The organism is Corynebacterium sp. Marseille-Q4381 (genome assembly GCF_036881695.1).
GTDB lineage: Bacteria > Actinomycetota > Actinomycetes > Mycobacteriales > Mycobacteriaceae > Corynebacterium.
Genome location: NZ_JBAJNR010000011.1, coordinates 1 through 15,369 on the forward strand (window position 1 = coordinate 1; position 15,369 = coordinate 15,369).

General features: G+C 57.0%; 8 protein-coding genes. 4 read left to right on the forward strand and 4 right to left on the reverse strand.

Translation table 11 applies throughout. The features are described 5' to 3' along the window. The first annotated feature begins 256 nt into the window (after positions 1 to 256). The 4 genes from V6D40_RS09475 (at position 257) to V6D40_RS09490 (ending at position 5,239) form a co-directional block, all read left to right on the forward strand. Positions 257 to 1,618, forward strand: coding sequence for an inorganic phosphate transporter (locus V6D40_RS09475; protein WP_334290115.1), 1,362 nt, complete (start codon positions 257 to 259; stop codon positions 1,616 to 1,618). 30 nt (positions 1,619 to 1,648) lie between these two features. Continuing rightward, positions 1,649 to 1,903, forward strand: a complete 255-nt coding sequence (locus tag V6D40_RS09480) for a hypothetical protein (RefSeq protein ID WP_334290116.1) — start codon at positions 1,649 to 1,651, stop codon at positions 1,901 to 1,903. 393 nt (positions 1,904 to 2,296) lie between these two features. Then, the gene (locus tag V6D40_RS09485; RefSeq protein ID WP_334290117.1) at positions 2,297 to 4,948 is read left to right on the forward strand and encodes a metallophosphoesterase; all 2,652 of its coding nucleotides are present in this window, start codon (positions 2,297 to 2,299) and stop codon (positions 4,946 to 4,948) included. 45 nt (positions 4,949 to 4,993) lie between these two features. Further along, a complete protein-coding gene (locus V6D40_RS09490) occupies positions 4,994 to 5,239 on the forward strand; it encodes a hypothetical protein (RefSeq protein WP_334290118.1) in 246 nt (81 codons plus the stop codon). Between the two features lie 41 nt (positions 5,240 to 5,280). On the opposite strand, the gene V6D40_RS09495 is transcribed toward V6D40_RS09490, so the two are convergent. The 4 genes from V6D40_RS09495 to V6D40_RS09510 all read right to left on the reverse strand — a co-directional run bounded on the left by V6D40_RS09495 (position 5,281) and on the right by V6D40_RS09510 (position 15,303). Further along, positions 5,281 to 8,229: a restriction endonuclease gene (locus tag V6D40_RS09495; RefSeq protein WP_334290119.1), complete on the reverse strand. Its 2,949-nt coding sequence runs from the start codon at positions 8,227 to 8,229 to the stop codon at positions 5,281 to 5,283. A 13-nt stretch (positions 8,230 to 8,242) separates the two neighbouring features. Continuing rightward, positions 8,243 to 10,180: a site-specific DNA-methyltransferase gene (locus tag V6D40_RS09500; protein ID WP_334290120.1), complete on the reverse strand. Its 1,938-nt coding sequence runs from the start codon at positions 10,178 to 10,180 to the stop codon at positions 8,243 to 8,245. A gap of 67 nt (positions 10,181 to 10,247) precedes the next feature. Further along, entirely contained in the window at positions 10,248 to 13,115 is a 2,868-nt protein-coding gene (locus V6D40_RS09505) for an SNF2-related protein (protein WP_334290121.1), read from the reverse strand. Positions 13,116 to 13,197: 82 nt separating this feature from the next. After that, entirely contained in the window at positions 13,198 to 15,303 is a 2,106-nt protein-coding gene (locus tag V6D40_RS09510) for a KAP family P-loop NTPase fold protein (RefSeq protein WP_334290122.1), read from the reverse strand. Between the last annotated feature and the right edge of the window lie 66 nt (positions 15,304 to 15,369).

Here is a 15,369-nt window from a genome sequence, read left to right on the forward strand (position 1 = left end):
GTGGGTGAGCGCTCAACCGGTCTCGGGGGGGTGGACCGTGGGCGAGAGGACCTACGTGAAGCAGTATAAGACCAAGGCGCGTGGGCTGTCTACCCCAAACGGCAACAGAGTTTTCCCAGTTAGTTTTGTCGACACTACTTAAATCGAAGTGAACTGATGAACGCGAAAAGAACGCCGAGAGCTGCCGGTTATCTTTTGGTGAATTGTTCAATTCTCATGGTGTCAACGTGCTAACCCAGGCGCATAATTTCGCCCTGTGAGTATCACAGTCCTCCTCGTCCTCATCATCGTCGTTGCGCTGTTCTTCGACTTCACTAACGGTTTCCATGACACTGCCAACGCGATGGCCACCTCCATTGCCACCGGCGCCCTCAAGCCCAAGGTTGCGGTTGCCCTGGCCGGCATCCTGAACTTGGTCGGCGCCTTCCTCTCCGTCGCGGTTGCGAAGACCGTGGCAGAAGGCATCGTCAAGCTCGACGTGTTCGACCTCAACGACCAGCTCGACTCCGAGCGCCTCCTCCTCGTGGTCTTCGCCGGCTTGGCCGGTGGCATCATGTGGAACCTCTTCACCTGGCTCTTCGGCATCCCGTCCTCGTCCTCCCACGCGCTGTTCGGTGGCCTCATCGGCGCCGCGATCGCTTCCATCGGTTGGAACGGCGTGGTGTGGAACGGCGTGCTGGATAAGATCGTCCTGCCGGCTGTGTTCGCCCCGTTCGTAGCGGGCCTCATCGCGGCCGTCGGCACTTGGCTCGTGTACCGGATTACCGCCAATGCGGAGAAGACCCACCGCGACAACTACTTCCGCTGGGGCCAGATCGGCACCGCCTCCCTGGTGGCGCTCGCGCACGGTACGTCCGACGCGCAGAAGACCATGGGCGTGATCTTCCTTGCCATGGTCGCTGCCGGCCAGTTCGATGCCAGCCACCCGATGCCGTTCTGGATTCAGCTCGCCTGCGCGCTGGCCATCGCCATCGGCACCTACTCCGGCGGCTTCCGCGTGATCCGCACGCTGGGCAAGGGCCTGGTTGAGATTCACCCTCCGCAGGGCATGGCTGCGGAGACCTCCTCCGCCGCGATCATCCTCACGTCCTCGCACCTCGGGATGGCGCTGTCCACCACCCACGTGGCTACCGGCTCCATCCTCGGTTCCGGCCTGACCGGCCCCGCGGGTGAGGTGCGCTGGAAGGTCGCCGGCCGCATGGCGCTGGCCTGGATCACCACCTTGCCAATTGCTGCCTTCGTATCCTTCGTCACCTGGTGGATTGCGCACGGCGTGTCTGAGCTCGGTGGTGATCCGCTCTGGGGCGGTATCGCGCTTGCCGCCATCATCGCCATCGGCGGTGGCTACATGTTCCACAAGGCGCGCCAGAAGCCGGTGCACAAAGACAACGTCAACGACGACTGGGACCACGAGTCCAACTCCGCCGCTACCACCGGCAAGACGGCCGACTCTCAGGATGATGAGGACGACAACCGCACCGACACCACGCGGCGTGGCGGCCGCAAGAGCAACCGCGTCTACGGCGAGCCGGCAGACTTCGTCGACACCAGCGCGGGTCTGACGCACCAGCACCACACCGGCGGCTCCACCGCGGTCACCGAAAACCCGAGCCGCTAACCCAGATCAGATTCGCGAAAAGGAAATATCATGGCTGATCTCATTCAATCACTACTGCTGGTCACCGGCGTGGGCCTGCTGCTCGGCGCCGGGCTGCCAACGCTGTTCTCCCTAAGCATTCACTTCCTTTCCCCCGGCGAGGACGGATCCGTCTCCGGCGGCCGCAAGGCCATCGGCTGGATTTTCCTGGCCATCGTGCTCGTTGCCGTTGTCGCAGCACTGCTGCTAATCGCACGCGAGCGCATCGAGTACTTCACCGGATGGGACCCGTACCCCTTCCTCTAACCACCAGCTCACCCCATACGCTGCGCAAAGCAGCACCACCGCCGGGCCTTCGGGCCCGGCTTTCGCTATTCCTGGAGAAGGGATAATCGTTGGTGTTGACAAACGATTGGCGTAAACCTACAGTGTCCACAAAGTGAACGGGAGGTAAACAAATTCCCGTTTCCGAGAAAGGAGGTAGCTCATGAAGGACATTATGAACGCCATCCGTGAGTGGTTCCGCGTTGACGGTGAGGGTACCCCCTCGCCCATCGACGTCTCCCCGCTCGCAGTGCTCCCACGCACGAACGGCTAACGTTTCACCCGAACTTCACCCGCAGGTCACCTTCTGGGCAACCTGCGGGTTTAGCGTGCTGTGATGAACCCCTCACTTCTCTCACAGGAGCCCTGAAAGCCATGCCCATGCGCCGCCGGATTGCCACTGGCGTGGTGCTGGCGCTGACGGCTACTACCGTCACGCCGCTGACCGCCCACGCCGCTGGTAACGGGGACCTCGCGTCCCGCTTCACCCTCGCCGTTCTGCCCGACACTCAGTACTACGCCCGCTACGGCACCGAAGCCGCCGGCAACATCTTCGTCGATCGCTACGGGTCCAACCCATTTCCTAGCCAGACGAACTTCCTCGCTCAGCACAAGGACGAGCTGGGCCTAGAGTTTGTCACCCACCTCGGCGACGTGGTGGACCAGCCGAACGACCGCGCCAGCTGGGAGATCAGCTCGGCGGCCATGAAGGTCCTCGAGCAGGCGCGGATCAACTACTCCGTGCTGCCGGGCAACCACGATTACGCCATGTTCGGCGACCGCTCCGCCTTCGACACCTACTTCCCCGAAGACCGAGCTCGCGCGAACACCACGACGTTCCGCGGCCGCACCCAGTCCACTGGCGTGCACCGCGCTGCGGACTACTCCTTCCCCGGCCAGACGGTGGATAGTGAGTACCACATCTTCGAGGCCGAAGGTCAGGAGTACTTGGTGCTCGCGCTGGGCTTCCGCGCGAACCAAGACACCTTGAAGTGGGCCCAGGGCGTGATCAACGCGCACCCCACGCTGCCGGTCATCCTCACCGCGCACGAGATCACGGGCATCGCCGGCGACGGATCCACGTACTACACCAAGGAGTACGGCGAGTACCTGTGGAAAGAGCTGATCAAGAAAAACGACCAGATCTTCCTCACCCTCGCCGGCCACCACCACGGCGCCGGCTACCACCTGACCACCAATGACGCCGGCCACCAGGTCATCAACATCCTGCACGATTACCAAATGTCCTACCTCGGCGGCAACGGCCTGATGGGCCAACTCGAGTTCGATCTGAGCAATAACACGCTCGAGATGACCGCGTATTCGCCGTGGGTGAAGGAGAAGGAAACCGCCAAGCTCACGCACTTCGACAACCTGCTGCTGACCGGCAAGAACGACGCGTTTTCCATCCCGCTGAACTACGCGGAGCGCTTCCGCGGCTTCAACCCGGAGTGGACCATCGGCGACGAGGACGACCCGAGCTACACCGAAGCCCTGCTCAACACGCTGACCACCGGATTCACCCCGTACCAGGTTGAAGAGGCGCAGCGCCCGACCAGCGCCGAGGACTACCCCAAGGTTGCAGGCACGGTTGCGCATTGGCGCCCGGGGGCACTTTTGCTTGACGACGCCGCTCCAGTCCCCTCCGGCTCCACCATCCCAGACGTGGCGGGTGGGTCGGACATGACGCGCACCCGCCACCGCGCATTCGCAGGGGCCGACGCCATCACCTTTGAGACCGACACCCACCCGCTGTCCTCCGATACCGGCGCGTTGCGCTGGGCCAAGCCGAGGACCAACTTCGCTGTCGCCTTCTTTGAAACCGCGGCTGGCGCACCGGCCAACAAGGCTAACTTCGACAACGGCTACACGCTTGAGGCCTTCCTCAAGCTGGATCCCGAGTTCAACGGCGACGAAAACGGCTGGGCGAACGCATTGATCCGTGATGCCTCTGGCACTGAGCACGGCCAGGGCCTTGATCCTGAGCCGATTCAAATGCTGGGTGTTTCCTCGCTTGGTGAGCTGCGCTGGTACTCCCTCGGGGACAACGGCCGGGGCTTCTCCAACTGGTCCCACGAAGTGCCGAAGGGCGAGTGGGTGCACGTCGCAGTGGTGAACGACCCGGCTGACCAGTCCGTGCGCATGTACCTCGACGGCGCGCCGATTCTTCGTGATGGCTACGGCCCCGTCGGCATGGCCGGCAACGGTGCCAAATGGATCCTCGGCACCTCCGCCGCCGCCAAGATCGAACAGGAAGGGTGGTTTGGCTCCATCGGTGAGATCCGCATGGTGGACCACCCCATCGGCCCCGACCAGTGGCTGACTGCGCGTGCCCCGAAGGAAGACCCGGCGGAAACGACCACCGCGACCGAGACCACGACGGTTACTGAAACCACCACCGCGACTGAAACTACCACTGCGACCGAGACGGTGCGCGTAACTGAGCCGGTGACCGCAACGGTTGAGGTTACCGCGACGAAGCACACCACCGTGCCGGTGACCTCGACCTCCACTGAGACGAGCACCGCGACTGAGACCGCAACCGTTACTGAGACCGCGACGGAGACGGCGCGCGTCACCGCGACTGAGACCGCAACCGTTACTGAGACCGCGACGGAGACGAGCACCGCGACTGAGACCGCAACCGTTACTGAGACCGCGACGGCCACGGAGCGGGTCACCGAACCGGTCTTGGTGACCGCCACGGAGACCGCGACGGAGACGGCAACGGAGACAGTGACGGAGACCGCGACCGTGACCACGACGGTCACCACGACTGAACCGGTGCCGGCGGTGACCGTGACCGAAACGGCCAGGGTCACTGAGACGGCGAAGGTGACAGAAACGGCGAAGGTGACAGAAACGGCGCAGCCGGTTGAGAAGGGCGGATCGTCCCAGTCCAGCACCGGCTCGACCATTCTCGGTGTGATCCTTGGCGCGCTCGGAGCATTGGTCGCTGCCATCGCTGCGCTTGAGGCGATGTACCCGGACCTTACAGCGCAGATGCGGGAGCGCGCCGGGCTGTAGAAAAAGTTGCCGGCATAAATCGCTCTGGGCTTCCTCGGGTTCCTGATGCGTCGCTACGAGGTGCCGATCGCGCCGCTGCTGATCGGTGTCATCCTCGGCCCGCTTGCAGAGACCGAGTTGCGCCGCACCCTCGCCGTGTCCGAAGACGACGTCAGCGCGCTGTTCGTCTTCCCGATCACCATCGGCGTCTACCTAATGCTGTTCGCTGCGATCGTCATCGCGGTGGTGCAGCACTTGCGCGGCATGCGCCGCGAGCGGGCGTCGTCAAGCGAAGCTGAAGCTCTAGCTTGACGACGCCCACCCGCCCCTTTCAAACACGATGAAGGGGGCGGCTACCCAATATTCCAAGCGTCGGGCGCGGATACGCCGTAGTCGACGCCGAGCACGGCGAAGTGTTTGCGCGCGGCGCGGATCTTCGCTTTTTCGGTCTCTCTGAGCTTGTGCTCCAAATTGGTGCTCTTCGTTTCACGGATCAGGTACAGTCTGTCCTCGCCTTGGACTCGTTTGATGATCGCCCAGTCAGGGTTATAAGGACCGACAGGCGTCGGCACCTTGAACTTGGGGGGAAGCTTCGTGAACAACCGAACGTCTTTGTCATTGTCCAGTAGTTTTGCGAAGTCCTTCTCCACTTGCGAGTCAGTGACAACGTAGTTGAAGTCCGACTTCTGCTTGTTCTGCAGTTCGTAGAGCGTGTCCAAGAAGAACTGCTTCTCCTCCACGCCGTCCGCCTGCAGCTCGCGGAGCGAGTACACGGAGCCACCAATCTTCTCGTACTGCAGCCCGTCTTCGACCACCCTGGCGAGCACGGATTGAATCGCTTCGTTTGCCATAGCGATAAATCCGTTCGGATTCTTCGTGAACTCGGCTAACCTGCCCGAACCGATCAAGATGTCGGCAATGGTGCGCCGCGTCAGCGATGTCGACTCCTGGAGCTGAGCAATGATGTCCGGAAGTTCGAATGAATCCTCAATGTTCGTTGAGCGTTGATCCGTCCGAGTCCCTTCTGTTCCGCCCCGGTTCACGGTGACGGTTGCCTTCGTAACGTTAACGCGCAGAGGAGGGATCGTAGGTGCTTGTTTGATGGCGTCGATTGCTTCGGACACCAGCTGGTTTCTATCGAAAGCAACGCTGTATGTGGTTCGTTGAGAGATTGTGTCCCACATTTCCGCGAACTGGGGATCCAAGTAGACCTCTTTATTCAGTTTGCGCTTGCGTCGCTTCCGCAGAGGCTTGACCTGGGCGGCAACAGATACCGCGCGCATGGCATCTATAACCATGGGTTCAAGACGCTCCAAGTCACCGAGGTGCAGAGAGAAGAAGTCCTCGTCGGGAGTAAATCGAGATGTAATGAACCCTTCGGCGTCAATAAAACCACTCGATTGAAGCATCTGCCTGATCCCCTGTGACTCCGCGGCTCCGATGGCGCTACCTGTGGCCGGGTCGATGATCTTGGCGAATTCCTGGGGTCGAACAAATCCGATTTCTACGCCTGCACGGATGTACTCGTCCTGTAAACCCTTGGCAAAGCGGGTATAGCTCTCGTTCGCAACCACCGTCAACTGAGCGATCGACCGGTCGGAGTAACGGTTACCTTGTTGGTCAACCGGCAGACGCAATCCTCGCCCGAGCGTCTGACGCCGTTCAGTTTCTCCACCCATCTCACGCAGGGTGCAAATCTGGAAAACGTTGGGGTTATCCCACCCTTCTCGGAGTGCTGAGTGGGAGAAGATGAAGCGCACCGGCTCGTCCAGAGAAAGCAGGCGCTCTTTATCTTTCATGATTAGGTCGTATGCGCGTGAATCGTCGTCGCTGTTGCCGTCCTTGGAATCTTTGGTGACGCCCTTTTTTGTCGAGGCGAAGTAAGCGCTGCGTGTCTCGTCTGGGTCTATTGCCACAGACACACCGAAATCAGGGTTTAGCATCATTTGACGCTCAACTTCAGATTGGTAGATCTCGTCGAACCACTGAGCAAATGGACCGTTCGCGGAGGCGAGTGAATCGCCATCGCCCATGTAACTAGCAACCTTGTCCACAAAGAACAGGCTCAGGACCTTGATGCCCGATTCGCGAAGACTCTCTTCTTTCTCAAGGTGCTCCCGAATCGTTTCGCGGATCATGTCCCGGTAGATGGCTTCGGTGTTGCCACCGATCTCCTCTCCGACGAGAAGGCGAGGATGATGGCTGAGCTCAACTGCGGCTGGTTCGATGCTCATCCCGGTAACGAACCAATTGTTCGAGTAAGCAGGGTTATCGGTGACCTGCTCCAAGTTGCGGTCCTTTTTAACATTGACCGCCTTCTTAACAATGTTCCCGTTCTTGTCGCGGACAGCTAGTTCAAGTTTCGCCGTCCAATTCTTAGGATTCACGTCCAAGAGTTTGATGTACGGTGTGGCTTCCACCCCTTCCTGCACGACCTCGGCAACGACGATTTGCTTCACCAGTTCCAGGTTGTGTGCATCTACCGGGTCGAGTTGGTAAACAAGGTTGCGGCGTTTCCGGTGAGTAGCGGAATACCGAAGAATTGCGGAGTAGTTGAGCTTTCCAATCGACGCCTCGGAGAGATCTGATTCCATGTTCTGCGGCTCATCCAAAATGACGAACGGTCGTACGGCTCGGAGATAGTCGACTGGTGCCAGGCCACCGAGTTCCTCTCGGCTTTGGTGGAAAATGCGGTTGTTTTTCGTTCCCTTAATCGCCGCCACCGTCATGATCATGATTTGAATAGAGGTGCCGGTGGCAAAACCGTGCACTTGCCCGGGGTTGTCGCCGGAGTATACAAAGTGACTGAACGGCTGTGTCGGGTACAGCTCTCGGAAATGAGCGCGCATAAGCTCGATGCTCTTGTTCACACCCTCGCGGATGGCGACGCTGGGCACCAGGATCACGAACTTTTTGAAGTCGTACTTCTCCGCCAACTCGAAAATGGTGCGTAAGTACACGTAAGTCTTACCGGTGCCAGTCTCCATTTCAACGTCAAACTGCAGACCGTCCACCAGTTGATCGCTCACCATCAGTTGGTTCTGCTCTTGGACACGCTGGAGATTGTCCAAAATCGTGTCCTCACCAAGGAACAGATGGTTTCCGACGGCACCAATTTCCAAACTCAGCTCCTGCTGGCCTACACCGATGTCCAGACTTTGTTGATCTGTCTCGAAACTGAGAAACCCACGGAGGATTTCTCGAAATTGACCTACGTCTTTCGGCTGGCCTTCGAAAAGATCGACAACGGAACTAATTGCGTCCAGCTGATATTGCTGACGGCTGTCAAACTTGAACTTCATCAGCTACATCCCCTTATGCGGTCTTCAGCTCGATGTCGTGGGTGGCGCACATCTGCTTCAAATTGGTTTTGAGCTGGTCGTCACCGGCAAAAGCGTCTTCGAGAACCACCAGACGTCCGGGCCGCAGTTCGGTTAATGCGCGCAGCTGTTCCAGAGATGGCTTTACGTGCTCGTTGACGTACGCAATCAGCACGTATTTGTTTTCCAGTTCGGCATCCGGAGCGTCATTGATAACTGCATGGCAGCCCAGACCGGCTGCTTCAATTTCGGAGAGTGTCTCGGTAAGAGACATGCCCTGCTTCAGAAGTAGCTCGGTGAGTATTGCGTCTTGCCTAGCGGTGTCCTTGGTAGATTCCCGAACATTGAGAATCTGTTGCTCGGCACTCTTAATAGATGTATCTGCTCTCAGATCCCACTTCACGAAATTCGTGTCGGCCAGTTTATATGCTCGAAAGCCAATGTCTAGAGGAGTGGTTCTATTGGCTGGGTTCGCCGCACAAAATTCCGCAATTCTCTCTCCAGAAACTGCGATTCTGTTCCTAGCAAGATCGGAAATCGTACGAAAACCCGCCTGACGGGCTGAGCTATTCTCTGGCGTCGGTTCGGGTAGCTGAACTTGAATGTGCTGGCGACTGCCGCCATCTCTGGCGTTGAGATCCATTACAGCCTGAGCCGTTGAGCCAGAACCAGAAAAGAAGTCGAGGACTATTGAGTCAGGTGCAGTTAGGAGCCGGCACAGCTCGATAAGAAATTCCGGATTCTTCGGCGATTCGAACGGTAGCTCCATGCCGGAGGGCTTTTTCATAACCAGTAGATCTGTCCAGTTGGAAGACCTCAACTTATCCGCAGCAGGAGAGATCCAATGTTCTACACCGGAATTTTTGCCTTTACGGCTGTCGCCGCGGCGGATGAATTCCAAAGTCTTGCCAGTTGTGGCCCAGTATTCCTCCAATGTCATTTTGTCTGCGTAGGAAGTCTCGTACGTCTGATAATTATCAACCGCTCGCTGGGCGCGAGCGGACTCCCACTTCCACTGCCCAGTCTCCGGTGTGAATCCAAGAAGGTCATAGCGCATGCTCGGGCGGTCCGGTGAATTCCAGAACCCCTTCCAGTAGCCCTTTTCAGCTCTATCGCGGTCTTTGAGTTCTGTTCGAATTGGGTTTAGCGATGCATGCAGTTGCTTCGCGTAGATTAGGCAGTACTCGACGCCTACGTTCAACGATCGCAATCCGCGTTCCACGAACTGATTGTTCAGGTTTTTGTCTTGCCGACGCACAGTCAAAATATTAACTAGGTTAGCTTCGCCAAAAACGCTGTCGCAGAGTAGCCGGAGATTGGCTAGCTCTTCGTCGCTGATTGAGATAGCAATAAACCCATCGTCGGAGAGGAGGTTGCGTGCTAGCTTCAGGCGAGGAAACATCATGTTAAGCCAGTTTGTGTGGAGCCGACCACCGGTCTCGGTGTTGCTTGAAAGCTTCTGACCTTCCTCATTAACCTGCTTTGACCACGAGAGGTAGTTCTCAAGGCCCTCTCGGTAGTTGTCCGGGTAAACGAAGTCTTTGCCTGTGTTGTAAGGCGGATCGATGTAGATCATCTTGATCTTGCCGTGGTAGTGCTTCTGCAAGATCTTCAAAACTTCGAGGTTGTCGCCCTCGATGAACACATTCTGGGTTGTGTCCCAGTCTTTGGAGTTTTCGAAATCGGGTGCGAGAGTGGCGCTAGTCGGGGTCTGAGCGGCTCGCATTGCGCGCTTTTTCCCTGGCCAGAACAAGCCGAATCGCTCAGAAGTGTCGGAAGCGTCCCCGTCCAGCAGTTCCTTCAGGGTCTCGATATCGATCTTGCCGTCAGCAACTGCCTCGGGGGCGAGCTTTGCCAGCTCGGTAGCTAATGCAGTGCGAAAGTCAGGGGACCACGGTTCGATTCGGGTTTCATCAAAGTCGAAATCACTCATGCAAATGAGGTTGCCACATGCATGCGACAAGCGTGGTTTATCTTTCGCACATTGAGGCGAGCGACATCTACGGTTCCACTCGCCAACGCACTGAGAACAAATCCTCCACGTGTTCTGTGCCACCGAGAGCCTGCTCTACGGCTTCCAAGTAATCGACAGATCGGGCATGAAGGGTGCGGCGTTCGCGCGCGAAGTCGTCCTCAGCGTCGTAAATCTTCTGCTGAATTTGGTTCGACTTCTTCTTAAACCGCAAGGATTCTGTCGGATCATCGGTGTTTCGAGCTCGCTTTCTCAGATCTTTCAGTTCAGCTTCAAGCTTGGCGACCTGCTGGTTGAACTCAGCTTGACGGTCTTCTCGGTTGCGTTGGACCGCATCCTCCTGCTCGTTGTAGAACTTCGCATTCCGAGCTTGAACGTCCTTGTGGTGGGATTCCGACTGTTTGTCCAGATCGGCTTCCAGGATGCCTAGGTCCACCGGCTCACAGTCTTCAATCGACACCACAGTGAGATCCATTAAGTTGCCAATGTCCTCGGCGTTGAGCTTCCTACGGCGACTGGTGAGCCCAGCGCAGAGCAAATAAGACTCTGTGACGTCTTGAGACCCTGCCCGCATCTCGAACGTCACTTTCCGCACTGCTAGTTGGCCATGTTGGCCTACGAGCTCCGCAGCTACTCCACCGACTCGATGAGAAGCACCAAGGCTGAAAACGAGTTCCTTGGTGGGGGTGTACTCGCTTAGCGCCTGCCCAACAACGTATTGGCCCAGTGGTCCGGCATAACGATATTGATGGGCGCCAGGCACCTGCTCCTTGAAGGCGTAACGGCCAGATGGAGCATCGGGCACCGGTGAGTGTTCCAACGTGAAGGTGTTCGAAGAATCGTCAAACACTGCGTCCGAACGCAGTTCGTATTGAGTGAGGGCCAGGAACAGGCGCTCGAACTGGTTAAGCGTTACCGTTGACTGTTCGTCGTGGCTACGAAGGCGGTCTTGCACCTGCGGGTCAAGATTGTCGAAGACTTTCGAACGAACCTTCTTCATTTCCGACGAAATCTCGGCGGAAAACTTTTTCTCCAGCTCGTCGAACGCGGCGTTGATCTCGTCTTCAGTTCTGCACTGCTTCAGGATGTGTGCGATCTCTTGCTCAAGATCAACGCCGTCTTCAATGGAACCGAGCACTTCGTCGCTGGCACCGAACACCGAGGTAAACAGCTGAAACTTTTCGGTGAGTAATTCAAGGATTCGCCGCTCTGCGGTGTTTCCCTTGTTCGAAAAGTTGGCCACAACCACGTTGAATTTTTGGCCGAAGCGGTGGACGCGGCCGATGCGCTGCTCTACTCGTTGCGGGTTCCAAGGCAGGTCGTAGTTGATCAACATCGAGCAGAACTGAAGGTTCACGCCTTCTGCTGCGGCTTCGGTGGCAATCATGATGGTTCCTTCATCGCGGAAGTAATCCACTAGGGCCTTGCGTCGGTCGGCGGCTGCGATGCCGGTTACAGCATCACCGCCTTCGTTCTTCTCTAGCCAGGCTTTGTAGATAGCGGAGGCTTCTGGGGATGTATTCGTCCCGTTGAACAAGACGAGGCCGTCTCCCCACCCCGTGTCTCGGAGGTGCTGGGCGAGGTACTCCTGCGTGACTGTGGAGTCCGTGAAAATGATGGCTTTCTCCGGTGCTCCAATTTCCCGAAGGGTTGCGAAACCGCGTTCAAGAGCCTCGTTGAGATGGACGGCCTTCTGGTTCACTTTGATAGAGCGGGCGAGAGCTGCGAAGTTGCGGAGATCTCGGATCTCCGCCTCGATCTTGCTACTAACGACGGGATCGGCGTAGTTAAGCCGGTCATCATCAAATGTGTCGCTTTCCATGCGTTCCAGCTCGTCGCTGGTGAAATCCGCATCGGCTTCCGGCGCGAGCACAAAACCGCCTCTGCCTCGGCGCATTCCTGTGGTGAGTTCATCTTGCAGGCGATCTGCCACCGACTCGAGCGTGCTCGCGATTGCGTATGTCGAAGAACCGAGGCGCTTGCGAAGAATCATCGCCGATAGGTGCATTTGGGACTTATTGAAGGCGTAGATCTTATCGCGTTGCAGGTAGGCGTCGATAAGCGAATGAAGCTCCAACTCCTCCGGTGACGGGTCGAACTCCACGGTGATCGGCATGCGTTGCGTGAAACGAACGTACTTTTCTGCATTGCGGCGCAGCGTGCGCTTCGCGATTGGGGCTACTCGATCCGGGAGATCCTCGGTGCTCCCTTTCACGTAGCGTTCTTTGAAGGCGTCGAGCGAGTGGAAGTACTCGTCATCGAAGATTGAAACTAGCCCGTAGAGTTCTTCGAGGCGGTTTTGCAAGGGGGTCGCGGTCAGCATCAGCATTTTAGAGGACCTATTTGCAATCTTCGAGATGGCAGTTGGGACTTTGCCCCCTTTCCAGTAGTTACGCAGCCGGTGAGCTTCATCAGCTACCAGCAGGTCCCAGCTGCGCTCAAGGCGAGCTTCGTTCCGGGCCGCGAACTCGTACGAGCAGATCAGCACAGTCTGCTTTTGGTTTGGGGCGCCGATGAACGCATCTGCTGTCTTGGAATCAAGCAGTTCTGCGGGGATCATGAACTTTTCCCACAGCTCTTGCTTCCATTGCTGGCGAAGGCTGGCAGGGGCAATGATCAATATGCTGCGGCGTCGCTGCGACCAGTACTGGGATATGACGATGCCCGCTTCGATGGTCTTGCCGAGCCCGACCTCATCTGCCAAGATGACGCCCTTCTGAAAAGGTGAGTTCAACGCGAAAAGTGCTGCGTCAATTTGGTGTGGCTTGGGCTCAACCTGTGCGTCGAACAGTAAGCCCGCCAGCTTCCCCACATGGTCATTGGCGTGGGAGCGTTCGAGTTCGTTGGCGAAGAACTTCGCTTGGTGCGGGGTGAGGTGAGCGCCGTAGTTGTTCACCCCGTTTACCTTGCCATAGCTGTCCGAGAAGCAGGGCTCCGGTCGAACCCCCTGCTTCCCTTACGCAGCAAGTAACTGGTTATTACGACACTTCACTCGAGTTCTGGGTGTCGGGGGAAGGCGCATCTGGCAACAATAGAGATAGCTCCATGCGCTCTCGGATAGAATGGTCAAAATTTGATTGGTGAAGATAGCCATTCGGAAACGTATCGAGATTACGAATTTGGTGCTTGGTTGTGAATGAATCGGGCAGCTCCCTAATAAGTCCTGCGTACGAAGCGCGGTCAAACTGCGCCACTTCGCGATGTTGGGGTACCTCTGGAGCAAAATCGTAATACAGGAATAATGCTGGGAGGCGACTTGCCAAATCAGTTGGATAGAAATCCCTCTCGCAGAGGTGTTCAACCAGCTCAGCGGTTAAATTGTAGCGCATTACAAATATGATGTCGGGATAAGCTTGTATTGTTTCACTCTCATCCTTTGAGGTAAGAAACTCGCTGATAGATCGAAACGTGCGGCGTCCGAAGAACTTAGCCCAACTGTCACCGCCTGCTCCTCGGTCCACGGCCATCGAGATGAAGGATCGTAATTCGCGGACTGAGGGCTCGGGTACGGCGTCCAAAGCGTCAGCGATACGGTCTTCAAAGTGGGCTTCTGCTGGGACATGCAGGAGGAGGTCTGCAATCCAATCCAACAGTTTGAAGTACGGATCGAATATCCCATCACCCGACGCCTGAAGCTGCGGCAAAGCTGCTATCAGGGTCTTCGCCACATTGAAACATTCTACCGGGGTGAGGTCGGGGGTTTCCCTGCCCTTCGTAATCGCTAAGCTAGCCACCCTCTGATTCTCGAATAGTAGCTGCATCAGGCCTTGTGATTCACCGCCCGCTGATTGCCGCAGGGCCGCCCGCACCTTCTCATCCGGAACATCTCCCTGCGGTACATGACCGACGAAGTAGCGGTCAAAGTAGTCGACGTGGGCGATAGAGCGACGTGGAGCGCTCGATCCGTGAAATCCCCTGCGGTCTGAAAAGGAGATTGAAGGGAACAATGCTACGAGGATCTTTTGGACTTCCACCTTGTCTTGCTCATCAACTCCTTCTGCCACGCTGGCAGCGGATAACGTATCCCTCGAATAACTTGAGGTTAACCTCGTCCGATAGTTCGAATCGCCAGAGATCAGTTGCATCTTGAGACCCCACAGGCGGTCGTAGAGATCTGGGGATACCGTTTGGATGACGGTGAGCAGAAAAAGGTCACCGGCCAAAACTTCGTCCAAAGGAATCAGATCGGAATGAATTGATAACCGACTCTTAAATCGTTTCAGGCGCCTTGGTGTGCGAAGCAGGTGAACTACAGCTCCCTGTGTTAGTTGTAGGTTCGTTCGAAGGTCATCCGTATCGAAGGCCTGGTGATGAGAGAGCCACTCTGCTAGAGAACGTTCGACCTGGTACTCGTTTAGCGGCGGAATCGGAAACGAAACCTGAACGAATTTTTCCAAATACGCTTCGGCTTGGCTCGTTCGCTGGCTGTCTAAAGTTGCATTCAATGTGTTTCTGATAACCCCTGGATCGAATACCAAAAGGTAGTGAACATCACGGATCCTTCCAAGCAGCCGGGCCACCTTCAGGACGTTTACGAGATCTGGGCCCGGTAAGCGATCCAAGTCATCGATGATTACGAGTATCTGCGTGTGGTGCTTTTGAATTTCTGTCTGTATGTCGGACAGTAAATTTTCCCAGTTGCGGCTCTCTACTCGCTTACTCATGAGGTCGGAGACACCGGACGAGAGATCCCCCACCGCGCCGGGTATTAACGAAGTGTAGCTAGTGGTCTTTACCAGCCACTCACTTAGTAATTGCTTTATGTGTCCGTCTTGTGTCCGAGGTATTGCACCGATAATTGTTTGGGAGAACTCAACTAACATAGCGTCGGAGCTGCTGGTCGCCCAAGGTGTAAAAGTAACTACGGACCACGGATAACTGTCTTTGCTGTGCAATTCTCGAACAAGCAGCTGGGCCACTGACGTCTTGCCAACACCCCAAGCGCCAGTGATCGCAAAAACCGTACTTTCCGCGTCTTTCGGTATTTTTTTTATTGCATGGCCTATGCGCCGTGCATAAGCCGCGTAACCGTACTTATCCTCTTCGCTTGACTTAATTGCTGTGTCATCCCAGGATTCGCTCATCCGACAACCTACCTTAATCGCTTCAAGTGGCCTACTTCCGCCCCTGCTTCAGCTTCGGGTTGACGC